This is a genomic window from Burkholderia sp. BCC1972, assembly GCF_905339605.1.
Lineage (GTDB): Bacteria > Pseudomonadota > Gammaproteobacteria > Burkholderiales > Burkholderiaceae > Burkholderia.
In genome coordinates this window covers 203,485-227,258 of record NZ_CAJPGH010000001.1, presented here as the reverse complement: position 1 = coordinate 227,258, position 23,774 = coordinate 203,485, and the positions used below count along the sequence as shown (strand labels likewise).

18 protein-coding genes and 1 pseudogene are annotated in these 23,774 nt (G+C 69.6%); 9 read left to right on the top strand and 10 right to left on the bottom strand.

Annotated features, from left to right (window positions below):
- Positions 1-36: 36 nt before the first annotated feature.
- From U5798_RS01040 to U5798_RS01025, 4 genes are read right to left on the bottom strand one after another with little or no spacing between them, the layout of a single operon-like run.
- Positions 37-1,707, bottom strand: coding sequence for a GMC family oxidoreductase (locus tag U5798_RS01040; RefSeq protein ID WP_322080894.1), 1,671 nt, complete (start codon positions 1,705-1,707; stop codon positions 37-39).
- On the bottom strand, positions 1,694-2,359 hold the full coding sequence (locus U5798_RS01035) for a gluconate 2-dehydrogenase subunit 3 family protein (protein ID WP_322080893.1): 666 nt from the start codon (positions 2,357-2,359) through the stop codon (positions 1,694-1,696). The genes U5798_RS01040 and U5798_RS01035 overlap by 14 nt, the downstream gene beginning before the upstream one ends.
- On the bottom strand, positions 2,356-3,207 hold the full coding sequence (locus U5798_RS01030) for a hypothetical protein (RefSeq protein WP_322080892.1): 852 nt from the start codon (positions 3,205-3,207) through the stop codon (positions 2,356-2,358). Before U5798_RS01030 ends, U5798_RS01035 begins: the two co-directional genes overlap by 4 nt.
- A gap of 19 nt (positions 3,208-3,226) precedes the next feature.
- On the bottom strand, positions 3,227-4,327 hold the full coding sequence (locus tag U5798_RS01025; protein ID WP_124452601.1) for an enolase C-terminal domain-like protein: 1,101 nt from the start codon (positions 4,325-4,327) through the stop codon (positions 3,227-3,229).
- A gap of 130 nt (positions 4,328-4,457) precedes the next feature.
- On the opposite strand from U5798_RS01025, the gene U5798_RS01020 reads away from it, so the two are divergent.
- Positions 4,458-6,293, top strand: coding sequence for a thiamine pyrophosphate-requiring protein (locus tag U5798_RS01020; RefSeq protein WP_322080891.1), 1,836 nt, complete (start codon positions 4,458-4,460; stop codon positions 6,291-6,293).
- 32 nt (positions 6,294-6,325) lie between these two features.
- Here U5798_RS01020 and U5798_RS01015 read toward each other — a convergent pair.
- Positions 6,326-8,097, bottom strand: a pseudogene (locus U5798_RS01015) (glycoside hydrolase family 15 protein).
- Between the two features lie 5 nt (positions 8,098-8,102).
- Entirely contained in the window at positions 8,103-9,086 is a 984-nt protein-coding gene (locus tag U5798_RS01010; RefSeq protein WP_124452595.1) for an SDR family oxidoreductase, read from the bottom strand.
- A 291-nt stretch (positions 9,087-9,377) separates the two neighbouring features.
- Here U5798_RS01010 and coxB point away from each other — a divergent pair, with 291 nt between their 5' ends.
- The 4 genes from coxB to U5798_RS00990 are packed head-to-tail and all read left to right on the top strand — an operon-like array spanning position 9,378 to position 15,028.
- Entirely contained in the window at positions 9,378-10,415 is a 1,038-nt protein-coding gene (gene coxB / locus U5798_RS01005; RefSeq protein ID WP_322081198.1) for a cytochrome c oxidase subunit II, read from the top strand.
- Positions 10,416-10,428: 13 nt separating this feature from the next.
- Positions 10,429-13,068 carry a cytochrome c oxidase subunit I gene (ctaD, locus tag U5798_RS01000; RefSeq protein WP_322080890.1) on the top strand — a complete coding sequence of 880 codons (2,640 nt, stop codon included), beginning with the start codon at positions 10,429-10,431 and terminating at the stop codon, positions 13,066-13,068.
- Entirely contained in the window at positions 13,065-13,466 is a 402-nt protein-coding gene (locus tag U5798_RS00995; RefSeq protein ID WP_124452591.1) for a cytochrome C oxidase subunit I, read from the top strand. The genes ctaD and U5798_RS00995 overlap by 4 nt, the downstream gene beginning before the upstream one ends.
- The gene (locus U5798_RS00990) at positions 13,457-15,028 is read left to right on the top strand and encodes a c-type cytochrome (RefSeq protein WP_124452589.1); all 1,572 of its coding nucleotides are present in this window, start codon (positions 13,457-13,459) and stop codon (positions 15,026-15,028) included. Before U5798_RS00995 ends, U5798_RS00990 begins: the two co-directional genes overlap by 10 nt.
- Positions 15,029-15,104: 76 nt before the next feature.
- On the opposite strand, the gene U5798_RS00985 is transcribed toward U5798_RS00990, so the two are convergent.
- The 3 genes from U5798_RS00985 to U5798_RS00975 form a co-directional block, all read right to left on the bottom strand.
- Positions 15,105-15,470 carry an addiction module antidote protein gene (locus tag U5798_RS00985; protein WP_124452587.1) on the bottom strand — a complete coding sequence of 122 codons (366 nt, stop codon included), beginning with the start codon at positions 15,468-15,470 and terminating at the stop codon, positions 15,105-15,107.
- A gap of 2 nt (positions 15,471-15,472) precedes the next feature.
- Positions 15,473-15,769, bottom strand: coding sequence for a type II toxin-antitoxin system RelE/ParE family toxin (locus U5798_RS00980; protein ID WP_185658178.1), 297 nt, complete (start codon positions 15,767-15,769; stop codon positions 15,473-15,475).
- Between the two features lie 152 nt (positions 15,770-15,921).
- The gene (locus U5798_RS00975; protein WP_124452583.1) at positions 15,922-17,382 is read right to left on the bottom strand and encodes an efflux transporter outer membrane subunit; all 1,461 of its coding nucleotides are present in this window, start codon (positions 17,380-17,382) and stop codon (positions 15,922-15,924) included.
- A 77-nt stretch (positions 17,383-17,459) separates the two neighbouring features.
- Between U5798_RS00975 and U5798_RS00970 the strand changes: the two genes are divergently transcribed.
- The 4 genes from U5798_RS00970 (at position 17,460) to U5798_RS00955 (ending at position 23,253) form a co-directional block, all read left to right on the top strand.
- The gene (locus U5798_RS00970) at positions 17,460-18,077 is read left to right on the top strand and encodes a TetR/AcrR family transcriptional regulator (protein WP_124452581.1); all 618 of its coding nucleotides are present in this window, start codon (positions 17,460-17,462) and stop codon (positions 18,075-18,077) included.
- 82 nt (positions 18,078-18,159) lie between these two features.
- Entirely contained in the window at positions 18,160-19,278 is a 1,119-nt protein-coding gene (locus tag U5798_RS00965; protein WP_124452579.1) for an efflux RND transporter periplasmic adaptor subunit, read from the top strand.
- Positions 19,275-22,415 (top strand): efflux RND transporter permease subunit, encoded by a 3,141-nt coding sequence (locus tag U5798_RS00960; protein WP_322080889.1) that lies wholly within the window; start codon positions 19,275-19,277, stop codon positions 22,413-22,415. Before U5798_RS00965 ends, U5798_RS00960 begins: the two co-directional genes overlap by 4 nt.
- Positions 22,416-22,446: 31 nt before the next feature.
- Entirely contained in the window at positions 22,447-23,253 is an 807-nt protein-coding gene (locus tag U5798_RS00955) for an oxidoreductase (RefSeq protein ID WP_322080888.1), read from the top strand.
- A gap of 51 nt (positions 23,254-23,304) precedes the next feature.
- On the opposite strand, the gene U5798_RS00950 is transcribed toward U5798_RS00955, so the two are convergent.
- Positions 23,305-23,703: a RidA family protein gene (locus U5798_RS00950; protein WP_124452573.1), complete on the bottom strand. Its 399-nt coding sequence runs from the start codon at positions 23,701-23,703 to the stop codon at positions 23,305-23,307.
- Between the last annotated feature and the right edge of the window lie 71 nt (positions 23,704-23,774).

Here is a 23,774-nt window from a genome sequence, read left to right as displayed (position 1 = left end):
GTCGTATCGGCCGCTGCCGGAGCCGTGCGGCACGATTCACCGCCATCGCGCACGCGCATGCGCGTCGCCACGCGCGACCAGCGCGCGGATGCGGTCGGCGGTGCGGCACGCGATCGCCTGGATCGTCAGCGACGGATTGACGCCCCCCACCGTCGGAAACACCGAGCCGTCGCACACCCACAGGTTCGGGATGTCCCAGCTGCGGCAGTCGGCATCGACGACGCTCGTCGCCGGGTCGTCGCCCATCCGCACGGTGCCGGCGAGATGGCACGTGTCGTCTTCCTCGTGCCAGATGTCGCGCGCGCCGGCCGCTTCCAGCGAACGCGCCATCTGCGCGAGCGCGTGGCGGATCATCCTGCGATCGTTGTCGTCGTACGAATAGGTGACGCGCGCGACCGGCAGTCCGAACCCATCGCGTTCGTCGGCAAGCGTCACGCGGTTGTCCGCGCGGGGCAGCGTCTCGCCGACGATCTTCAGGCCGGCCTGGAAGTTGTAGCGCGCCATCTCGCGCTTCAGCGCGTCGCCCCACAGCCCGCGCGCGGCGACCTTGCGCGCCCATTCGATCGGCAGCGGCCCCTGGCTCATCCAGCAGTAGCCGCCGAAGAAATCCTTGCCTTCGTCCGCGTAGTTCCAGTGCTCGGTGATCGACAGCGACGGCGGCCCCTTGTACCAGCGCACTTCGTCGTCCATCGTCCCCCACGACGCCTGGTTGAGCTGCGCCATCAGGTAGCGGCCGACGAGGCCCGAGCTGTTCGCGAGCCCCTGCGGATGCCGCCCGTTCGCGGACAGCAGCAACAGGCGCGGCGTCTCGATCGCATAACCGGCGACGACGACGTTGCGCGCGCGCTGGAACCGGGTGCGGCCGTCGCGCTGGTAGTGCACGCCGGTCACGCGGTCGCCTTCGGCCTCGATGCGCAGCGCCATCGCGAGATCGCGCACTTCGGCGCCGGCCGCGACCGCGCGCGGTATCCACGTGATCAGCGCGCTCTGTTTCGCATTCGTTGCACAGCCGGCGATGCAGAAGCCGCGATACACGCACGGATGGGCGCGGCCGCGCGGCGCGGATAGTGTCGCGAGCGGCGTCGGCGTCCAGTCGATGCCCATTGCCTCCGCGCCGCGTGCGAGCACGAGCGCGGCCGCGTTCAGTTCGTGTGCGCGATACGGATAGCGCGGGCGCGGCGGGCCCCACGGGTAGTTCACCGGCCCGCTGATCTTCAACGCCTGTTCGACCTCGCGGTAGTAGCGCCACATCTCGCGCCAGTCGAGCGGCCAGTCGACGCCATAGCCGAGCGCGCTACGCGAGCGAAACCACGCGGGCCGGAACCGCAGCGACACCATCGCGAAATGCACGGTGCTGCCGCCGATCGCGCGGCCGCTGTTGTTGGTGCCGAGCGTCAGCGGATCGGCGCCGTCGCAGATCCGCTCGTCGGTCCAGAACAGCTTGTGCTGATGCGTCTCGTCCGATGCGAATTCCTCGAGCGGCCGCCACCAGGCGCCCGCATCGAGCGCGACGACCGAGAAACCGTATTCGGCGAGCTTGCATGCGAGCGTGCCGCCGCCTGCCCCGGTGCCGACGATCACGAAGTCGACCGCGTCGTCGTCGCGGAACATCCGCATCGGCGACCAGCCGCCCACGCGTAACGGATCGGGTGCACGGCCGTCGCGGCCGCGCGGCGTCGGCGCGGACAGCGGTTCATTGGCGGCCATCGCGATCGCCCTCCTCCACGCGCATTTCCGCTTCCCACGGGTCGCGGCGGTTGAAGTCCATTCGCACGTAGCCGCGCGGGCTCGCGGGGCCACCGAAGCCGATTTCGTTCCATGCGAACGGATGCCCGTAATACGCACCGCAAATATCCATCAGCACACGCTTCATGAAGAACGTCTGCGGGTCCATGCCGGCCCAGGCCTGCGCTACCTGCGGATCGATATCGCCTTTCTGTACCGCGTGCAGCAACGCATCGGCATCGCATGCGCCGAGCGCCGCGAACGGGCAGCCATGCGCGTGGCGCGCCATCGCGTCGAGTGCGGCGAGGCCCGTCTGCCAGGCGGCGCGCAGCGGCGGCAGGCGCGCATCGCGATAGCCGTCGCCGTCGTCGGCCGCGAGCCGCGCGTCGACCAGCGCGGCGGTCGGGATCGCGCCCGCGCCGCCCGGTTGCTGCGGCACGATGCGCGCACACAGTGCACCGAGCGTCGCAAATCGTTCGGGGTCCAGATAACGCGGCGCATTGGCCGCGACGCGCAAGCGTGCATCGATCGCGCGCCGCGTCGCATCGTTCCACGACGGCGTATCGCGCTTGGCGAGCACGTCGTAGCCCGGATAGCGCGGCAGCGCGACCGGCTTGCGGCTTGCGTCGTTCATCGCGCCTCCTGTTCGGCGAGCGCGGTCGCGGCGAGCCCCGCGATCGCGAGCGCAGTGAAGCTCGGCGGCGCCGGCAGCGGCGGGCCTGACAGCAGGTTCTGCGACCAGTTGCGCCAGCCGCCCATCTGCCGCGCGACGCCGCGCGCATGGAGTGCGACGCCGATGAAGCCGAGCACGGCCGTCGCGCGCAGCCACCCGCGGCAGAAGCGCCGGTCGGCGCGCGGGCGCGACAGCGCGAGCTGTGCGGTCGCCAAGGCGGCCGCCGGCGGCACGACGACCGGCGCGAACATCGCGCGATGCTGGAACGCGCCGCGAAAATGCAGCAGACCGACTTCGCCGAGCGTGCCGACGAGCCCCGCCGTGACGAGCCCGGCCAGCGCGCGCCCGGCCGGCAGTCCGGCGAGCCGCGGCGCGTCGGCCGGGCTCTCGCGCAGCCGCTCGCCCGCCGCGCCCAGCGCGCCCGACAGCAGCAGCGCGAACGGCGCGCCGAGCGGTGCGCCGTAGAACAGGTTGTGCCAACTGAACCCGCCCGGCCGCTTTGTCACGTTGTACAGGTGGAACGCCGAACCGGCGACGCCGACCGCCGCCGACGCGACGTGCACCGCGTCGCGCAGCCGATGGCGCGCGGGCGTGTCGTCCGCATGGCCGTGCACGCTCGCGATCACCGACAGCGTGGACATCGCGAGCGGCGCGAGCATCGCGCGATTGTGAAAGGTGCCGCGGTAATGCTCGACGCCGCTGTCGGCGAGTACCGAGCCGGCCAGCAGCAGCGCGCTGCGGTTGAGCAGCCGCGCGGCGTCGGCCAGTAACCTGTCACGCTCGGCGGCGCGGTATCGGCGGTGTCGCATCGTTCCTCCTCGTCGGCATTCAGCGCGCAAAATCCAGCAGGTCGGCGGCGCGCAATTCGAGGCCGAGCCCCGCGCGCGTCGCGTCGATTTCCAGTGCGCCGTCGACGAGCATCGGCGCGCCGTCGAACAGCATTCGCTCGATGCGGACGTGATCGTGAAACCATTCGACGTGACGCAGGCGCCGCGCCGCGCATCCGACGTGCCGGTGCAGCGCGGGCGCGCAATGCGCGGACAGGTCGACGTGGTATGCATCGGCAACTGCGGCGGCCGCCAGAAAGCCGCTGACGCCGCCGCAGCGCGTTGCGTCGGCCTGCAGCACGTCGACTGCTCGGCCCTCCAGCAGGCGACGGAAATCGTCAGGCGTATACGCGTATTCGCCGGCCGCGACGTCGATTCGCGCGCCGACGTGCTCGCGCACGAACCGCAACCCGGCGACGTCGTCGCTGCTGACCGGCTCCTCGAACCAGCGAATGTCGCAATCGGCGGCGGCCTGCGCGAACGCGAGCGCAGTGCGTGGCGCATACGCGCCGTTCGCATCGACGAACAGGTCGACGCCGGGCCCGAGCGCGTCGCGCGCCGCGCGCACGCGCAACGGATCGTGCGCGTCCGCCATGCCGATCTTGATCTTGCATGCGCGTACGTGTTCGGCCCGCCAGGCGTCGAGCTGCGCGGCAAGCGTCGGCGCATCGTAAGTCGTGAAGCCGCCGCTGCCGTACACCGGCACGCGGTCGCGCACGCGGCCCATCAGCAGCGCGAGCGGCACGTCGGCGAGTTTCGCCTTCGCATCCCACAGCGCGACATCGAGCGCCGAAATCGCGGTCGCCGCGATCCCGCTGCGGCCGACGTTGCGCACCGCGCGCCACAGCGCATCGACCGCGGCCGGGATATCCACCACCGGCCGGTTGCGCAATACGCCGGCCAGCAGCGACGCCACGAGCGTCACGGCGCTCGCGTCCGTGTACGTATAGCCGAGCCCCGTCACGGGCCCCGCGTCGATCTCGACGACGACGACCGTCGTCGCGGTCCATGCGTAGGTGCCGTCGGCTTCGGGCCCGTCGGTCGGCACGCGGTACGCGCGAGCGCGCACGTCGTCGATCGTCGGTGCGGCGGAAAGTGGCATCGTTGGGCTCCGGTCAGCTTGCTGTTGCGTGCGGATGCCGCGTGCAACCGCTGTGCCCACCGCATGCGGCGCGGCATGTGCCTTGCGCGGCAGCCTCGCATCGACTCATCCCGAACCAAGGAGAAACGGCATGGCGACAGTGGCGGATTTCATCGTCGAGCGGCTGTACGACTGGGGCGTGCGCCGCATCTACGGCTACCCGGGCGACGGCATCAACGGCTTTTTCGGCGCGCTGAACCGCGCGGACGGCAAGATCGAATTCATCCAGGCGCGCCACGAGGAGATGGCGGCCTTCATGGCGTCCGCGCATGCAAAATTTACAGGCGAGCTGGGCGTATGCGTCGCGACGTCCGGCCCCGGCGCCTCGCACCTCGTGACCGGCTTGTACGACGCGCGGCTCGACCACATGCCGGTGCTCGCGATCGTCGGCCAGCAGGCGCGCGCGGCGCTCGGCGGCCACTACCAGCAGGAAGTCGATCTTCCGGCGCTTTACAAGGACGTTGCGGGCGCATTCGTTCAGCTTGCGACAGTGCCCGGCCAGGTGCGCCACCTGGTCGACCGTGCGGTACGCACCGCGCTCGGCGCGCGCACGGTCACGGCGCTCGTGCTGCCGAACGACCTGCAGGAGCTCGACTACGCGCCGCCGAAGCGCGCGCACGGCACCGTGCATTCGGGGGTCGGCTATACCGCGCCGAAAGTCGTGCCGTATGCGGACGACCTGCGGCGCGCGGCCGACGTGCTCAACGCGGGGTCGAAAGTTGCGCTGCTGGTCGGCGCCGGCGCGCTGAAGGCGACCGACGAAGTCATCGCGGTGGCCGACCGGCTCGGCGCGGGCGCCGCGAAGGCGCTGCTCGGCAAGGCCGCGCTGCCGGACGACCTGCCGTGGGTCACCGGCTCGATCGGGCTGCTCGGCACCAAGCCGAGCTACGAGTTGATGACCGAATGCGACACGCTGCTGGTCGTCGGCTCCGGCTTTCCGTACTCGGAATTCCTGCCGAAGGAAGGTCAGGCGCGCGGCGTGCAGATCGACCTGAAGGCCGACATGCTGAGCCTGCGCTACCCGATGGAAGTCAACCTCGTCGGCGACAGCGCCGAGACGCTGCGCGCGCTGCTACCACTGCTGAACGAGCGTCGCGACACCGCATGGCGCGACCGGATCGCGAAATGGAACCGCGACTGGCACGACACGCTCGCGGCCCGCGCCGCCGCGAGGGCCAGCGCCGGGCGTGGCGTGAATCCACAGCGGGCGTTCACCGAACTGTCGCCACGCCTGCCCGACGACGTGATCCTGACGAGCGATTCGGGCTCCTGCGCAAACTGGTATGCGCGCGACCTGACGATGCGGCGCGGAATGATGGGGTCGCTGTCCGGCGGGCTTGCGTCGATGGGCGCGGCGGTGCCGTACGCGATCGCCGCGAAGTTCGCGCACCCGGTGCGCCCGGTGATCGCGATGGTCGGCGACGGCGCGATGCAGATGAACAACATGGCCGAGTTGATCACCGTCGCGAAATATTGGCGCCAGTGGCCCGACCCGCGCTGGATCTGCATGGTGTTGAACAACGAGGACCTGAACCAGGTCACGTGGGAACAACGCGTGATGGAAGGCGACCCGAAGTTCGACGCATCGCAGCAGATCCCGAACGTGCCGTACTACCGCTTCGCGACGCTGCTCGGCCTCAAGGGCATCTACGTCGACGATCCGGAACAGCTCGGCGCCGCGTGGGACGAAGCGCTCGCGTCCGACCGGCCGGTCGTGCTCGAAGTGAAGAGCGACCCCGAGGTGCCGCCGCTGCCGCCGCACGTGACGCTGCAGCAGGCGAAGCATTTCGCCGAAACGCTGGTGAAAGGCGACGCGCGGGAGGGCAACGTGATCGTCGAGACCGCGCGGCAGGTGCTGTCGGCCGTGCTGCCGGGCAACGGCGAACACGGCGACAAGAGCAGCAAGGGAAGCAAAGGCGAATCGTAAGTAAGCCAGGCGCGGGACGGCTGCGCGACACCCTAGCCGATGTCGACGTCGTCCCGCCCGTTCCCCTGCAGCGCGAGCGCCGCGTTCACGAGCCCGACCTGCGCGAGCGTGAACGGAAAATTCCCGCACAGGCGCCGCGCGTTCACGTCGTATTCCTCGGACAGCAACCCCACGTCGTTGCGCAAGCCGAGCAGCCGCTCGAACAGCGCATGCGCGTCGTCGTCGCGGCCCTGCATTCGGTACACCTGCACGAGCCAGAAGCCGGCCGCGACAAACGCGCCCTCGTCGCCTTCGCAGCCGTCCGCGAAACGCGGCGGCCGATAGCGGAACGGCAAGCCGTCGTCCATCAGTTCGCGCTCGATCGCCGCGACCGTCGCGACCACGCGCGGGTCGGACGCATCGAGCATCCCCGTCAGCGGAATCAGCAGCAGGCTGACGTCGATGCCGTCGCCGTCGAAGCGGTCGACGAAGCGGCCGAGCTGCGCGTGATAACCGTGTTCGAGCACCTCCGCGCGCACCGCGTCGGCCCAGCGCCGCCACACGTCGAGCGGCGCTTGATGGCCGAATGCGCGCGCGGAGCGGTACGCGCTTTCGACCGCGGCCCACACCATCACCTTCGACGACGTGAACGGATGCCGGCCGCTGCGCACTTCCCAGATGCCTTCGTCCGGCTCGCTCCAGATCGTCGCCAGATGTTCGAGCAGGCGCCGCTCGAGCGTCCACGCGTCGTCGTCGGGCGGCAGCCCGTGCCGGCGCGCCTGGTACAGCGCGCCAAGCACCTCACCGTATACGTCGAGCTGCAACTGGTCGGCCGCCGCGTTGCCGAAGCGCACCGGCTGCGCGCCTTCGTAGCCGGCCAGATGCACGGCCTGCCACTCGGCCGCGCGCCGGCCGCATACAGCACCTGCAGTTGCGACGGATGATCGGCGATCGCACGCACGAGCCAGTCGCGCCAGCGCACGGCCTCGTCGCGATAGCCGCAGCGCACCAGCGCGCGCAGCGTGAAGCTCGCATCGCGCAACCAGCAGAAGCGGTAGTCCCAGTTGCGCTTGCCGCCGAAGCGCTCGGGCAGCGAACTGGTCGGCGCCGCGACGATGCCCCCGGTACGCACGCTCGACAGCAGTTTCACCGTGATCAGCGCGCGTTCGATCGCGTCGCGATGCGGGCCCTTCGCGACGTTGCAATCCGACCAGACGCGCCAGAACGCCTGCGTGTCGTGCAGCGACGCGTACGCATCGGGCACGGCCGGCGCCGGGTCGAACGAGCGCGCGTAACTGATGCAGGAATCCACCCGCTCGCCCGCCGCGATCCGTCGCGTGCCGACCAGCCGGTCGTTCTGCACGTCGAGTCGCGCATCGGTGTCGAGCCATATCGCATCGCCGCCCGTCGTCATCCGCCAGCGCCGGCCCAAACGCCGGCACCACGGCAACGCGCTGCCGTAGTCGAAGCGCACGCCGAGATCGACGTCGACCGTCCCGCGCTCGCCGCGCTCGCCGCGCACGCTGCGGATCAGACACGGATCGCGCGCGTTCCAGCTCATCCAGTCGGTGATCGAGATGCAGCCCGACGCCGTTTCGAACGTCGTTTCGAGGATCGCCGTGCCCGGCAGATAGCGGCGTGTGGCGCGGGCATCGCACTCGCGCGGCGCGATCCGGAACCGGCCGTTGTCCGGCGTACCGACGAGCGCGGCGAAGCACGGCGGCGAATCGAAGTCCGGCCAGCACAGCCAGTCGATGCTGCCGTCGCGCGCGACGAGCGCCGCGCTGCGACCGTCACCGACGAGCGCGTAATCCTCGATCCGCATCGCGCTCACCGGCGCCATTTGCGTGCGGCGGCACACGCGGCCGCGAGCACCGCGACGGCCGCGCCGAATGCGAGCGCGCGCGACGCGCCGAGCCCGGCCTCGGCGCCCGTGCGGTGCGCTTCGTCGCTGAACGCGCCACGTGTCGCATGCCGGCCCGGCACGGGCGTCCACAGGTTCGACACGCGCGGGCCAGCCGGCGCCGCGCGCTGCTGGCCGCGCACGGCAGTGCGCGCGAGATAGCGGTCGAAGCAGCCGGGCGCGATGCCGTTCGCGACGATCGCCGCGAGCGACGACCAGCCGACCCAGCGCTCGCGGCACGGATGCCGCGCGGCGTGCACGATCGCATCGGCCGCCACCTCCGGCGCATAGACCGGCGCGACCGGACGCGGTGCGTGCGGCAGCACGGATTCGGCCCAGTCGAACTGCGGCGTGTCGATCGCCGGCAGTTGCACCATCGTCACGCGCACGCGGCTGCGTGCATGCAGCAGTTCGCAGCGCAGCGCGTCGGTGAAGCCGCGGATCGCATGTTTCGCGCCGCAGTACGGCGCCTGCAACGGAATCGACCGGTACGCGAGCGCCGAACCGACCTGCACGATCGTGCCGCGGTTGCGCGGGGCCATCCGTGCGAGCGCGGCACGCGTGCCATAGACGCAGCCGAGGTAGGTGACGGCCGTCACGCGCGCATAGTCTTCCGGCGAGATGGCGTCGAACGGCGCGAACACGGTGACCATCGCGTTGTTGACCCATACGTCGAGCGGCCCGAATTCGTGTTCGATCCGCTCGGCCGCCGCGTCGAGCGCGGCCGCGTCGCTGACGTCGACGGCGATCGGGAGCGCCTGGACGCCATACGCACGCACCTCGCCCGCGGTGTCGTGCAGCGCGCGCGGGTCGCGAGCGAGCAGCGCGACGTTCGCGCCCAGCCGTGCAAATGCGTGGGCGGTCGCACGGCCGACGCCGGCGCTCGCGCCGGTGATCGCGACGGTCTTCACGGTCGGTCCTCCCATTTTGAGATGAGGGCCGGCACGCCGCCGACGCCTTCGCGCCGCAGCGTGCCGGAACGGGATCCGCCCAGCAAACGGTATGCCGGCGCGCACGCGAGCCGTATCACCCCGGCGCATGCCGGGAACGCTCGCCCAATTTACAAGCCAGCTGTAACGCACAGGCCGTGGCGCGCGCAATTCCGCATCCCCAAGGCTGGCTATGAGCGAGCCCGTCGCGCACGAAACTTGCTCTGCCGGGAACGGCTGTCGTCACGCCGCCGAATGCGGCAAGGAGTCGTGTTGCTCGTTGCGCCGTCCAGGAAAACGCGTCATATCGCGTGCATCGCACCGTTTGCGTGGGCGGTCGCGCCGCTCGCCGCGCGCGCGGCCGCCAATCCCGCCGCGCCGCTGCCGCTCGCGTACGTCGTACATGCAGCCGGCCCCGCCGCGCAGCCGGTCTTCGTGCTCGGCTGGGCGCTGCTCGCGCTGTGCGTGGCCGTCTGCGTCGCGATCGCCGTGCTGCTGCTGATTGCGATGTTCCACCGGCGCGCGCAGGCAGGCGGCAGCCACGGCAGCGGGATGACGATCGTGACCGTCGGCAGTGCGATCTCGATCGTGCTGCTGTTCGGCGCGCTCGTGTCCATGCTGCGCGTGCTCGGTGCGGTCGCGACGCCGCCGCATCCGCCCGCGCTGACGGTCGTCGTCACCGCGCACGACTGGTGGTGGGCCGCGCGCTATCCGGACGACGCGGGCGGCAGCGCATTCGTCACCGCGAACGAGCTGCACATCCCGGTGGGCGAGCCCGTCGCGATCGAACTGAAAAGCGCCGACGTGATCCACGCGTTCTGGGTGCCGCAGCTCGCCGGCAAGACACAGACGATTCCCGGCCAGACGAATCGCCAATGGCTGCAGGCCGACCGGCCGGGCATCTATCGCGGGCAGTGCTCGCAATACTGCGGCGCGCAGCACGCGCACATGGCGCTCGAGGTCGTGGCCGAGCCGCCCGCCGCGTTTCGTGCGTGGCTCGCCGCGCAGCGCCAGCCGGCACCCGTGCCCGGCACCGACGCGCAACGGCATGGCCGGCGCGTGTTCGCCGCGCGCTGCGCGGGCTGCCACACCGTGCGCGGCACCGACGCGACGGGCGACGCCGGCCCCGACCTCACGCACGTCGGCTCGCGCCGGCTGCTCGCGGCCGGCACGCTCGACAACACCCCCGACGACCTGCGCCGCTGGATCGCGCATGCGCGGCAGGTCAAGCCGCAGTCGCTGATGCCGTCGATCGCGCTCGCGCCGCGCGACGCCGACGATCTCGCCGCGTATCTCGCGACGCTGCGCTGAACGGAGGATGCCGATGGACGTTGCCCGCGACACGCCCGCCCCGCTCAGCCGCGTACCCGACCTCGGCGAAGCGCCGCCCGGTTCCGCGCACGAGCGCGCGCTGGCCGAGCTCTGGGAATCGGCGCCCGGCTGGCGCGGCTGGCTCGGCACCGTCGACCACAAGCGCATCGGGCTGCGCTACATCGTCACCGCGTTCGCGTTCCTGCTGCTCGGCGGCGTCGAGGCGCTCGTGATGCGCATCCAGCTCGCGCGGCCCAACGCGACGCTGCTCACGCCCGCGCAATACGATGCGCTGTTCACGATGCACGGCGTCACGATGATCTTCCTGTATGCGCTACCGGTGCTGTCCGGCTTCGCGAACTACCTGTGGCCGCTGATGCTCGGCTCGCGCGACATGGCGTTTCCGCGGCTCAACGCGTTCTCGTACTGGTCGTTCCTGTTCGCCGGGCTGTTCCTGTACGCGAGCTTTCCGCTCGGCGCCGTGCCGGACGGCGGCTGGTTCAACTACGTGCCGCTCACGTCGCTCGACTACAGCGCCGGCGCGAACATCGACATCTATGCGCTCGGGATGATCCTGCTCGGCATCTCGACGACGGGCGGCGCCGCGAACTTCGTCGTCACGCTGCTGCGGATGCGCGCGCACGGGATGTCGATCGACCGGCTGCCGATCATCGTCTGGGGCACGCTGACCGCGTCGGTCGCGAACCTCGTCGCCGTGCCGTCGGTGAGCCTCGCGTTCCTGCTGCTGTGGCTCGACCGCAACGCGGGCACGCACTTCTTCGACGTCGCGCAAGGCGGCCGGCCGCTCCTGTGGCAACACCTGTTCTGGATGTTCGCGCATCCGTGGGTGTACGTCGTCGTGCTGCCCGCGATGGGGATCGTGTCGGACGCACTGCCGACCTTCTGCCGGCGGCCGCTCGTCGCGTACGAGGCCGTCGCGGTATCGACGGTCGCGACGATGCTGATCGGCTTCGAAGTGTGGGTCCATCACATGTTCGCGACCGGTATCGCGCCGCTCGCGCTCGCGTTCTTCGGCGCCGCGAGCATGCTGATCTCGATCCCGAGCGCGGTCGCGGTGTTCGCGTGGATCGCGACGATCTGGACGGGCCGCCCGGTGTTCCGCACGCCGTTCCTGTATTTCGCGGGCTTCGTGCTGATGTTCGTGATCGGCGGCGTGTCGGGCGTGATGACGGCCGCGGTGCCGCTCGACTGGCAGCTCACCGACACGTACTTCGTCGTCGCACACCTGCATTACGTGCTGCTCGGCATCAACGTGTTCCCGGTGCTCGGCGGCGTCGCGTACTGGTTCCCGAAATTCACCGGGCGGATGATGAACGAGCGGTTCGGCCGCTGGACCTTCTGGGTCGTCCTGGTCGGCTTCAACCTCGGCTTCTTTCCGATGCACCTCTCGGGGCTGCTCGGGATGCCGCGCCGGATCTATACCTATCCGTCCGGGATGGGCTGGGACACGTCGAACCTGCTGACGACGATCGGCTCGTTCGTGTTCGGGATCGGCATCGTGATGTTCGTCGTCAACGCGCTGGTGAGCGCACGGCGCGGCGCACGCGCCGGCGACAACCCGTGGGGCGCGCCCGGCCTCGAATGGTCGGTCGCGTCGCCGACGCCCGTGTACAACTTCGCGGTGCTGCCGCTCGTCGCGTCGCGGCACCCGCTGTGGGAAACGCGCGACGATCCGACGCGCACCACCATGCGCGTCGGCTACCGGCTCGCGGATGGGCGCGAGGCGCTCGCGGTCACGCCGCTTGCCGCGACGCCGGACGCGATCCTGAAGATGCCCGACGACAGCTGCGTGCCGTTCGTGCTCGCGCTGCTCGCGACCGGCGTGTTCGCGGCGATGCTCGTGCGCTCGCCCGCACTCGTCTGTGCGGCGGTTGCGGGCTGCACGATCGCGACCGGCGCGTGGCTGTGGCCGCGCCGCACGCTCGGACAACGCACGCGCCCGCCGGCCCGCGCCGACACGCAGGCGCCCGCCGGCGCGGCCGGGCTTCATCCGGACGAACCGCCGTCGGCGACGGTGCCGGCCGGCGCGCCGGCTGCCTGCATCGACCCGCTGCCCGTCGGCAGTTGCGGCGAGCGCGCGGGCGGCTGGTGGGGCGTACTGACGCTGATCGTGACCGAGGCCGGGCTGTTCGGCTACCTGCTGTTCTGCTACTTCTACCTGCAGTCGCAATCTTCCGCGCCGTGGCCGCCCGAAGGGATGCCGAAGCTCGCGCTCGCGGCCGGCAACACGGTCGTGCTGCTGTCGAGCAGCGTATTCGTGTGGCTCGCGGAGCGTGCGGTGCGGGCCGGGCGGCAGGCGCGCGCGGTCGCGATGCTCGCCGTCGCGCTGGTGCTCGGCGCCGCGTTCGCGCTCGTCCAGCTGCACGAATGGCGCGAGCATCCGTACGGCCCGACCGCGCACCTGTACGGCAGCCTCTATTTCACGATCACCGGGTTCCACCTTGCGCACGTGGTGGCGGGCCTCGTCATCCTCGCACTGCTCGCCGGCTGGACGACCGCCGGCTTCTTCGATCGCGAGCGGCGCGTCGCACTGACGGTCGGCGGGCTCTACTGGCACTTCGTCGACATCGTGTGGCTGTTCATCTTCACCGCGCTGTACGTGTCGCCGTTCTGGCTGAGGAGCGCGGGATGAACGACGCCCGACGCGCATGGACCCCGCTGCTCGCGATCGCCGCCGGCCTCGTCGGTGCGCCCGCGCTGTGGTTCGCGCAGATGCTGGTGTCGGAGACGCTTGCGTCCACCGCGTGTTATCCGCTCGGTGTCGCGCAAGCCGTGCCGCGCTGGGCGCATGTCGGCGTGTGGCTCGCGCTGATCGCCGCGGGCGCGTTCGCGCTGGCCGCGGCCTGCGCGACGTGGCTCGCACGCGCGTGGCGGCACCGGCACGATGCCGAGGCGTCCGTCGCGACGCGCGACGACAGTACGCGCTTTCTCGCGCGCTGCGGAATGCTTGCCGCGCTCGGTTTCGTGATCGGTCTCGTGTTTACGGGGATCGTCACCGCTTTCGTGGGGCCTTGCAGCCCATGGCGCTGATCTCGTTCGCTTCGTTCACGTTCCGAGTTCCGGGCCGCCGCGCGGGTGTCTTGCTCGCGATATGCGTCGCGCTCTGCGGATGCGACAGGCAGCGCGACGACAATGCGGCCTCGGCCGGCGAGACAGCCGGCGCCGCATCGGCGGCGGAAGCGCCCGAACCCGCGTCGGGCTGGCGGTTCGTACGGATTGGCGCGTCGGCGGCCGATGCCGGCGCGTCGATGTCCGCTCGCGCGAGAGACGATCCGCGGCTTTCCCGGTCGAGGGACGCGGCGCAGGGTTCGGCCGCGTCCGCCCCGCCGCCCGACGCCGCTTCCGCTTCGACCGCCCGCCGCCCGGTGATCGCCGCGGCTGCCGCGAGCGCCGACGCCGCGACGATCGCGCGCGGCCGCTACCTCGCGCTCGCCGGCGATTGCGCCGCGTGCCACGACGCGGCCGACCATACGCCGTACGCGGGCGGCCAGCCGGTGAATTCGCCGTTCGGGCCGATCTATGCGCCGAACATCACGCCGGACCCGGCGCACGGCATAGGCAACTACACGCTACGGCAGTTCGACGATGCCATGCGGCGCGGCGTGCGCGCGGACGGCAGCCGGCTGTATCCGGCCATGCCGTACCCGTCGTTCGCGCACCTGAGCGACGACGACGTGCGCGCGCTGTATGCGTATTTCATGCGCGGCGTCGCGCCATCCGCGAACGCGGCGAAGCTCACGCAGTTGTCGTTTCCGTTCAACCAGCGCTGGGCGCTCGGCCTCTGGAGCCTCGTGTTCTCGAACCGAGGCCGATTCACGCCGCAGCCGTCGCAATCGGCGCAATGGAATCGCGGCGCGTATCTCGTGCAGGGGCTCGGCCATTGCGGCGCATGCCATACGCCGCGCGGGCCGGCCTACAACGAACGCGGCTACGACGAGCGCAGCCCCGCGTTCCTGACCGGCGGCATCAACGACCACTGGTTCGCGCCGAACCTGACCGGCGCGGATACCGACGGCCTCGGCCGCTGGTCGGCCGACGACATCGCCGCGTTCCTGCGCAGCGGTCACGCGCAACGCGGCGCGGTATTCGGTGCGATGGCACCGGTCGTCAGCGAAAGCACCGCGTTGCTGACGGATGCCGACCGCCAGGCGATCGCCGTGTACCTGAAGTCGTTGCCCGCGCAACCGACTGCCGCGACGAATCCGCTGGGCGTCGGCGTGCCGCGGCTGACGGCCGCCGGGCCGCGTCCGGAAGGCGGTCAGCAGGCGCCGGGGGGCGGTGTGTACGTGGGGTTCTGTGCGCGTTGCCATGGTGCGGACGGCATGGGGGTGCGCGATCGGGGGCCGGCGCTTGCCGGGAATCCGGCCGTGCTCGCGGCGGATCCGACGAGTGCGATCCGCATCGTCGTCGAAGGCGCGCGGCCGGCGCCGGGCCAAACCGGGCCCGTGCGCCGGATGCCGGCAATGCGCGGCGCGCTGACGAGCAGCGAGATCGCGGCGGTGGTCAGCTATGTGCGCGGCGCGTGGGGGAATCGGGCGGCGCCGGTGTCGGAACGGGAGGTGAGGCGGTTGCGGGAGGCGATACATCGGTAGCGGCGTGCCGCACCGTTCGATGCCGACCGGATCAATACGGGTGGGCCGGCGCGAAGTTTGCAGCCCCTTGAGGACATCATCCGTGGGCCGCCGCACGTGCGTGCGAGCGCGCGCGCGAAGTCGGTTCAGGCGCGGGTGCGGCTTCGGCGGTCTGCGTGGTCGGCGCAACGGTCAGATGCAATCCCAACGCGGCGACAACCTTCATGATCGTTGCAAACTCCGCGTTCCCACCCTCCGACAACGCACGGTAGAGCGCTTCACGCTTCACACCGGACTCCCGCGCCAGCGCCGTCATGCCACGCGCCTTCGCGACGTTCCCGAGCGCGGCCTGGATCAGTCGAGGATCCCCGTCTTCGAACGCCTGCGCCAGATAGTGACGAATCGCTTCCTCATCCTTCAGGTACTTCGAGCCATCGAATTCGGCCAGTTCGCTGATTTTCATATTCAATCCTCCAGTTCGGCGGCGATTTGCTTCGCCGTCTTGATGTCCTTCTTCTGCGTCGACTTGTCCCCGCCACACAACACCACGACGATGATCTTTCCGCGCCGCACGAAGTAGGCCCGATACCCCGGCCCTACGTCGATCTTCATTTCATTGACGCCATCGCCGATGGTACGCCACTGGCCAAGGTTGCCGAGCTTTGCCCGCTCGAGGCGCAGGCTGATCGCGGCGCTGCCGACCGGGTCGCGAAGGCCGTCAAGCCATTTGTCGAATTGGGGGGTGGTCAGGACTTTGAACATGAATCGATTGTAACTCATGGGGGACAATTCGACTACTGCTCCGCGTTGCTCATCAGATCCGCAGGCACCGTGGACGCGCACTGGGCACGGCGCCGGGCATCGCAATCATTCGACGCTTGTCCGGTCCGACCGATCAGGTTCCGAAGTTATCGCTACCGGCTCGCAACAGCCTGCGCTTCCGGCGCCTGCCACCCACCGCCGAGCGCCTTGAACGCCGCGACCGCCGCGCGCGCCGATTCGGTTCGTGCCTGCACGCGCTCGTCCGATGCGCGCAGCAGGCTTTCATCGGCCTGCAACACTTCGATCAGGCTCACGACGCCTTTCTGGTACGCCGCAAATGACGCCGCCCTCGCGCGGCCAAGCGAATTGACGCCGTCGGCCAGAACGGCCGCCTGCTCGTCACGCTTGACGAGCGCCGAGAACGCGTTCTCGACGTCCTCGGTCGCATGCAATGCCGCGAGCCGATACGCGGCCAGCATTTCGGCATCCTGCCCTTTCGCCTGCGCGATTTGCGCATTGATCCGGCCGAAGTCGAACAGACGCCAGCGCAGGCCGAGCACGCCCGCCGCCTGGTTCGCGCCGCCGGCAAACAGATTGCCCGCGCCCATCGTGGTCGCGCTGCCGATCAGTCCGCTCAGCGAGAACTTCGGGTAATACTCGGCGATGGCCACGCCGATGCGGGCGTTCGATGCCGCCACACGCCGCTCGGCGACGATCAGGTCGGGTCGGCGCCGGAGCAGTTCACCGGGCGTGCCCGTCGCCGCGATCCGCGGCGCGACCGGAACTTCGCCGCCGGCGAGCAATGCCGCGCGATGCGTGCCGGGCTGTGCGCCGAGCATCACGTCGAGCGCATTCATCGCCGCGTCCAGCGCCGCTTCGAGCACCGGCACCGTGGCGCGAACCTGCGCGAGCGCGCCCTCGGCCTGCCTGACCTGAAGTTCCGCCGCGAGGCCCTTTCCATAGAGCAGATTGATGGTCGACAGCAGGTCCTGCTCGGTCTGCACCTGGTGCCGTGCGACTTCGAGGCGGCCCTGCAACCCGCGAATCGTGATGTAGGTGTCGGCGGTTTGCGCGGCGACCGCGAGCCGCGTCGCGACCGCCGCCGCTTCGGAGGCCTGATAATCGGCGAGCGCCGCTTCGCGGCCGCGGCGCAATCCGCCGAATACGTCCAGCTCCCAGCTCGCGTTGAAATCGGCCTCATAGTCGTTACCGTGACGGTCGAAACCGGGCGTCGCATTCAACACGCGCCCCAACGGTGTCTCGACCGACTGGTAGACGCGCGCCGCCTGGCCGCTCACGTTACCCGACGGCAGCAGCGCGGCATTCGCCGCACCGAGCCCCGCGCGCGCTTGCTCGACGCGCGCCGCGGCCTGGGCCAGATCGAGGTTCTGCGCGAGCGCGAGCGAGACGAATCGCGTCAGTTGAGGATCGCCGAAACCCGCCCACCACGTCGCGAGGTCGACGTCGGCAGCCGCGTGGCGCTGCTCCACGGCGCCCTGCCCCTGGAACCGCTCCGGCATCGCCACTTCCGGCCGCACATAGTCGGGACCGACGGCGCACCCCGCCGACAAGATGGCGGCCAGCGCCGCGGCAACGATGGGTTTGGGTAGCATGTGGGCATTAGCAAGAATCCGGTTGTGACTATAATACCAAATAGTCACTCGTTGTCCATTCCTGTCTGTTGCAGCCCATGAAAAAAATCGACCCTTCCCCGGCGCCCGCGCGCGGCCCGGCCGACCACGACGTCCGCGACCAGATCGTGGCCGCCGCCACCGAGCACTTCAGCCGGTACGGCTATGAAAAGACGACCGTGTCGGACCTCGCGAAGGCGATCGGCTTCTCGAAGGCCTATATCTACAAGTTCTTCGAGTCGAAACAGGCGATCGGGGAAATGATCTGCGCGAACTGCCTGCACGAGATCGAAACGGACGTGCGCGCGGCCGTCGCCGAGGCCGAGCTGCCCACCGAAAAGCTGCGCCGGATGTTCAAGGTCTTTACCGAAGCGAGCCTTCGGCTGTTCTTCCGCGACCGCAAGCTGTACGACATCGCCGCGTCGGCCGCCACCGGAAACTGGCCGTCGGTGCAGGCCTACGAGGCGCGCGTGCAGAAGCTGCTGCAGGACGTGCTGCAGGAAGGCCGGCAAAACGGCGAGTTCGAACGCAAGACGCCGCTGGACGAAACCGCGATGGCGATCTATCTGGTGATGCGCCCGTACCTGAATCCGCTGCTGCTGCAGTACAACCTCGACACCACCGACGCCGCGCCCGCTCAACTGTCCAGCCTCGTTCTCCGCAGCCTCGCGCCCTGATGCGTCACCACATGTGACCATTGACTATATTGGTCACTAGATACACAATGAAAGCCCCGATCACTTCGTCACTGGGTCTTTCATGGTTCGGCGTCGCCTCGCTCTCTTCGCAGTCGCTTCCGCACTGCCCCTCGCGCTAGCCGCCTGTAGCGGAAAAGCGCCTTCCGATCCGCGCACGGAGGCGCCGCTCGTGCGTACCGCCATCGTGCAGGCGGCCGTTCCCGCGTCCCGCGCGTTTACCGGAATCGTCGCCGCACGCGTGCAGAGCGACCTCGGCTTCCGGGTGCCCGGCAAGGTGCTGGAGCGGCTCGTCGATACCGGGCAAACCGTCCGGCGCGGCCAGCCGCTGATGCGGATCGATCCCGTCGACCTGAAGCTGGCGGCGCGCGCACGCGACGAAGCGGTGGCCGCCGCACGGGCACGCGCGCGGCAGACCGCCGAGGACGAAGCGCGCTACCGCGACCTGCGCGGCACCGGCGCGATATCGGCATCGGCCTATGACCAGGTCAAGGCGGCAGCCGATGCGGCGAAGGCGCAGCTGAGCGCCGCCGAGGCCGACGCCGACGTCGCGCGCAATGCGACCGGCTATGCGGACCTCGTCGCGGACGGCGACGGCGTCGTGATGGAAACGCTCGCGGAACCCGGCCAGGTCGTCAGCGCCGGCCAGCCGGTGGTGCGACTCGCGCACGCGGGCAGCCGCGAGGCCGTGATCCAGCTGCCCGAAACCCTGCGCCCGGCGGTCGGGTCGGTCGCGCAGGCCGGACTGTTCGGCAAGCCGGACGTCAGCGTCCCCGCGACGCTGCGCCAGCTTTCCGATACCGCGGATCCGGGAACCCGCACTTTCGAAGCGCGCTACGTGCTGCAGGGCACGCTGGCGAACGCACCGCTGGGCGCGACCGTCACGATCCGCCTGCCGGACGACGCGCGCACCGCATCGCAAGGCGGCCTGCAGGTGCCGATCGGCGCGCTGCTGGACGCGGGCAAAGGGCCCGGCGTGTGGATCGTCGCCGGCGAACCGGCCAAGGTGGCGTGGCGGCCGGTCAAGGTCGAGCATCTCGACGACGACAGCGCGCGCGTGTCCGGTGCGCTGAAGCAAGGCGAACGCGTCGTCGCGCTCGGCGCGCAGCTGCTGCGCGAAGGCGAGCCGGTCCGCGTGTCCGCGCAGGCCATCGCGGTCGCGGACGAAGGAGTACGGCCGTGAGCGAACGCCGCTTCAACCTGTCGGCGCTCGCCGTGCGCGAGCGTGCGATCACGCTGTTCCTGATCTGCCTGATTTCGCTCGCGGGGCTCGTATCGTTCTTCAAGCTGGGCCGCGCGGAAGACCCGGCATTCACGATCAAGGTGATGACCATCGTCACCGCGTGGCCGGGCGCCACCGCGCAGGAAATGCACGATCAGGTCGCCGAAAAGATCGAAAAGCGCATGCAGGAGCTGCGCTGGTACGACCGCACCGAGACCTATACGCGTCCCGGCCTGGCGATCACGACGCTGACGCTGCTCGACAGCACGCCGCCATCGGAGGTACAGGAGCAGTTCTACCAGGCGCGCAAGAAGATCGGCGACGAGGCGAACGATCTGCCGGCCGGCGTGATCGGCCCGATGGTCAACGACGAATACGCGGACGTGACGTTCGGGCTGTTCGCGCTGAAGGCCAGGGGCGAACCGCAGCGCCTGCTGGTGCGCGACGCCGAAACGCTGCGCCAGCGGCTGCTGCACGTGCCCGGCGTGAAGAAGGTCGACATCATCGGCGAGCAGCCCGAGCGCATCTACGTCCAGCTGTCGCACGAGCGGCTCGCGACGCTCGGCGTGAGCCCGCAGGAAGTGTTCGCCGCGCTCAACGGCCAGAACGCGCTGACGCCGGCCGGCTCCGTCGAGACGCGCGGGCCGGAGATCTTCATTCGCGTCGACGGCGCGTTCGACAAGCTGCAGAAGATTCGCGACACGCCGATCGTCTCACGGGGCCGCACGCTGAAACTGTCGGACATCGCCACCGTCGAGCGCGGCTACGAAGATCCGTCGACGTTCGTGATCCGCAACAACGGCGAACCCGCGCTGCTGCTGGGCATCGTGATGCGCGACGGCTGGAACGGGCTCGACCTCGGCCGCGCGCTGGACCGCGAAGTCGGCGCGATCAATGCGGGGCTGCCGCTCGGCATGAGCCTGACCAAGGTCACCGATCAATCCGTGAACATCAGCTCGGCCGTCGACGAGTTCATGGTCAAGTTCTTCGCCGCGCTGCTCGTCGTCATGCTGGTGAGCTTCGTCAGCATGGGCTGGCGCGTGGGCCTCGTCGTCGCCGCGGCCGTGCCGCTGACGCTGGCCGCGGTATTCGTCGTGATGGCCGCCACCGGCAAGAACTTCGACCGCATCACGCTCGGCTCGCTGATCCTCGCGCTCGGCCTGCTGGTCGACGACGCCATCATTGCCATCGAAATGATGGTCGTGAAGATGGAGGAAGGCTACGATCGCGTGGCCGCGTCGGCCTACGCGTGGAGCCACACGGCCGCGCCGATGCTGGCCGGCACGCTGGTGACCGCGGTCGGCTTCATGCCGAACGGCTTCGCGCGCTCCACCGCCGGTGAATACACCAGCAACATGTTCTGGATCGTCGGGATCGCGCTGATCGCATCGTGGGTCGTCGCGGTGGCGTTCACGCCGTACCTCGGTGTGAAGATGCTGCCCGAGTTCAAGAAGATCGAAGGCGGTCACGATGCAATCTACGATACGCCGCGCTACAACCGCTTCCGCCGGTTGCTGACCCGCGTGATTGCACGCAAATGGCTGGTTGCCGGGTCCGTCGTCGGCCTGTTTGTACTCGCCATTCTCGGGATGGCCGTCGTCAAGAAGCAGTTCTTCCCGATCTCCGATCGCCCCGAGGTCCTCGTCGAGGTGCAGATGCCGTACGGGACGTCGATTTCGCAGACGAGCGCCGCCGCGTCGAAGGTCGAAGCGTGGCTCGCCAGGCAGAAGGAAGCGAGGATCGTCACCGCGTACGTCGGCCAGGGCGCGCCGCGTTTCTATCTGGCGATGGGACCGGAGCTGCCCGATCCGTCGTTCGCGAAGATCGTGGTACGCACGGACAGCCAGGACGAGCGCGACGCGTTGAAAGCGCGGCTGCGTCGCGCCGTCGCCGACGGCCTCGCGCCCGAAGCGCGCGTGCGCGTCACGCAGCTCGTGTTCGGCCCGTATTCGCCGTTCCCGGTGGCGTATCGGATCACCGGCCCCGACCCCGACAGGTTGCGCGGCATCGCGGCCGAGGTGCGGCACCTGATGACCGGCAGCCCGATGATGCGCACCGTCAACGCCGACTGGGGCACGCGCGCGCCGACGCTGCACTTCACGTTGCAGCAGGATCGCCTGCAGGCCGTCGGGTTGACGTCCAGCGCGGTCGCGCAGCAGTTGCAGTTCCTGCTCACCGGTGTGCCCGTCACCGCGGTGCGCGAGGATATCCGGACCGTGCAGGTGATCGCGCGTTCGGGCGGCGACGCGCGGCTCGACCCGGCGCGGCTCGACGACTTCACGCTCGCCGGCGCGAACGGGCAGCGCATTCCGCTGTCGCAGGTCGGCAAGGTCGACGTGCGGATGGAGGAACCGATCATGCGCTGGCGCGATCGCGTGCCGACGATCACGGTGCGCGGCGACATCGCCGACGGCTTGCAGCCGCCGGACGTATCGGCCGCGATCACGAAGCAGCTGCAGCCGATCATGGCCAAGTTGCCGAGCGGTTATCGAATCGAGGAAGCGGGCTCCATCGAGGAATCGGGCAAGGCGACGACGGCGATGCTGCCGCTGTTCCCGATCATGCTGGCGATCACGCTCGTCATCATCATCTTCCAGGTGCGCTCGATCTCGGCGATGGTGATGGTGTTCCTGACGAGCCCGCTCGGGCTGATTGGCGTGGTGCCGACGCTGATCCTGTTCCGGCAGCCGTTCGGCATCAACGCGCTGGTCGGCCTGATTGCACTATCGGGGATCCTGATGCGCAACACGCTGATCCTGATCGGGCAGATCCATCAGAACGAACAGGCGGGACTGGATCCGTTCCATGCGGTCGTCGAAGCGACCGTGCAGCGGGCGCGCCCGGTGATCCTGACCGCCATGGCCGCCGTGCTCGCGTTCATTCCGCTCACGCATTCGGTGTTCTGGGGCACACTCGCGTACACGCTGATCGGCGGCACGTTCGCCGGAACCGTCCTCACGCTGGTGTTCCTGCCGGCGATGTACGCGATCTGGTACAGGATCCGGCCGGGCCATTCCGCCGGTGCGCGCCACGGCCGGCATGAACCGGCATTGCCTGCCGAACCTGCGCTTCAGACCGCGCTGGATGCGCGTAATTGACACCCCATTCATCGCATCGAAGGAAACAGCCATGTCGAACTCCATCGTTGTCGTCGTGACCGGCGTGTCGTCGGGCATCGGGCGCGCCGCCGCGGAAAAATTCGCCAAACGCGGGTGTCGCGTATTCGGCACCGTGCGCAGCATCGCCCGGACGGCACCCGTCGCCGACGTCGAGCTGATCGAGATGGACGTGCGCGACGATGCGTCCGTTCGCGCCGGAATCCAGACGATCATCGAGCGAGCCGCGCGTATCGACGTGCTCGTCAACAACGCGGGCACGAGCCTGATCGGCGCGGTGGAAGAAACGTCGGTGGACGAAGCGGCCGCCCTGTTCGACACCAACGTCTTCAGCATCGTGCGCACCGTGCAGGCGGTGCTGCCTCACATGCGCGCACGGCGCAGCGGACGCATCGTCAACGTGAGTTCGGTGCTCGGCTTCTTGCCGGCACCGTACATGGGGCTCTATTCGGCGTCCAAGCATGCGGTCGAAGGGTTGACCGAAACGCTCGATCACGAGGTGCGCCAGTTCGGCATCCGCGCGACGCTGGTCGAACCGTCGTTTACGCGCACCAGTCTCGACGTCAATGCGCCGCGCGCGAACGCGAAGATCGCCGGCTACGACCGCGAACGCGCGCTGGCGTCGCAGGCTGTCGTCGACGGCGTGCAAGCCGCGCCCGAACCCGACGGCGTCGCCGCCACCATCGTGGACGCGGCGCTCGGCGCATGGCGGATGCGGCGCACGCCGAACGGCGAGGCGTCGCTATTGCGCCAATTGCGGCGCTTCATGCCGGCAGGCCCGGTCGATTCGAGCCTGCGGAAGAAATTCGGGCTCGGGTGACGGGACGATAGATGAAACCGCGACATCGGCGGCAAGCGCGATGCCCGTCGATCAGCCTCGCAGCACCGCCACCGCCTTGATCTCGACGATATAGCCGGGCGAGCCGCCCAGCATGTGCGCGCCGACCGCCGTCCATGCCGGCTTCGGATGCGCGCCGAGATAGCGGTCGCGCACCTGCATGAAGAGCGGCAGGTCGCGCATGTCGGTATGGAACGTGGTCAGGTCGACCACGTCGTCGAACGATGTGCCGGCCGCTTCCAGTACCTGCTTCAGGTTCTCGAACGCCTGCACGATCTGCGCTTCGCGGCCTTCGACCAGCTGCATCGCCGCGTCGCGGCCGATCTGGCCGGACACGTACAGCGTGTCGCCGACCCGAAGGCCCGGCGCGTAGCCGATTTTCTCGTACACCGCTTCCATTCCCGCCGGAACGACGGCTTTGCGATCACGCATGGATGTCTCCGTGGCCGGCGTCGGCGCGCCGGCCGTGTGGTTGTCGATGAGGGTTGTCGATGAGGGTTGTC

Excerpts from the sequence above, each read along its gene's own strand:
- U5798_RS01020 (WP_322080891.1), top strand. The coding sequence starts at position 4,458 with ATGGCGACAGTGGCGGATTTCATCGTCGAGCGGCTGTACGACTGGGGC.
- U5798_RS00985 (WP_124452587.1), bottom strand. The coding sequence starts at position 15,470 with ATGAAAATCAGCGAACTGGCCGAATTCGATGGCTCGAAGTACCTGAAG.
- U5798_RS00995 (WP_124452591.1), top strand. The coding sequence starts at position 13,065 with ATGAACGACGCCCGACGCGCATGGACCCCGCTGCTCGCGATCGCCGCC.
- U5798_RS01035 (WP_322080893.1), bottom strand. The coding sequence starts at position 2,359 with ATGAACGACGCAAGCCGCAAGCCGGTCGCGCTGCCGCGCTATCCGGGC.
- U5798_RS00955 (WP_322080888.1), top strand. The coding sequence starts at position 22,447 with ATGTCGAACTCCATCGTTGTCGTCGTGACCGGCGTGTCGTCGGGCATC.
- U5798_RS00950 (WP_124452573.1), bottom strand. The coding sequence starts at position 23,703 with ATGCGTGATCGCAAAGCCGTCGTTCCGGCGGGAATGGAAGCGGTGTAC.
- U5798_RS01025 (WP_124452601.1), bottom strand. The coding sequence starts at position 4,327 with ATGCCACTTTCCGCCGCACCGACGATCGACGACGTGCGCGCTCGCGCG.
- U5798_RS01030 (WP_322080892.1), bottom strand. The coding sequence starts at position 3,207 with ATGCGACACCGCCGATACCGCGCCGCCGAGCGTGACAGGTTACTGGCC.
- U5798_RS00980 (WP_185658178.1), bottom strand. The coding sequence starts at position 15,769 with ATGTTCAAAGTCCTGACCACCCCCCAATTCGACAAATGGCTTGACGGC.
- U5798_RS00970 (WP_124452581.1), top strand. The coding sequence starts at position 17,460 with ATGAAAAAAATCGACCCTTCCCCGGCGCCCGCGCGCGGCCCGGCCGAC.
- U5798_RS01040 (WP_322080894.1), bottom strand. The coding sequence starts at position 1,707 with ATGGCCGCCAATGAACCGCTGTCCGCGCCGACGCCGCGCGGCCGCGAC.
- U5798_RS00965 (WP_124452579.1), top strand. The coding sequence starts at position 18,160 with ATGGTTCGGCGTCGCCTCGCTCTCTTCGCAGTCGCTTCCGCACTGCCC.
- U5798_RS00990 (WP_124452589.1), top strand. The coding sequence starts at position 13,457 with ATGGCGCTGATCTCGTTCGCTTCGTTCACGTTCCGAGTTCCGGGCCGC.
- ctaD (WP_322080890.1), top strand. The coding sequence starts at position 10,429 with ATGGACGTTGCCCGCGACACGCCCGCCCCGCTCAGCCGCGTACCCGAC.
- U5798_RS00975 (WP_124452583.1), bottom strand. The coding sequence starts at position 17,382 with ATGCTACCCAAACCCATCGTTGCCGCGGCGCTGGCCGCCATCTTGTCG.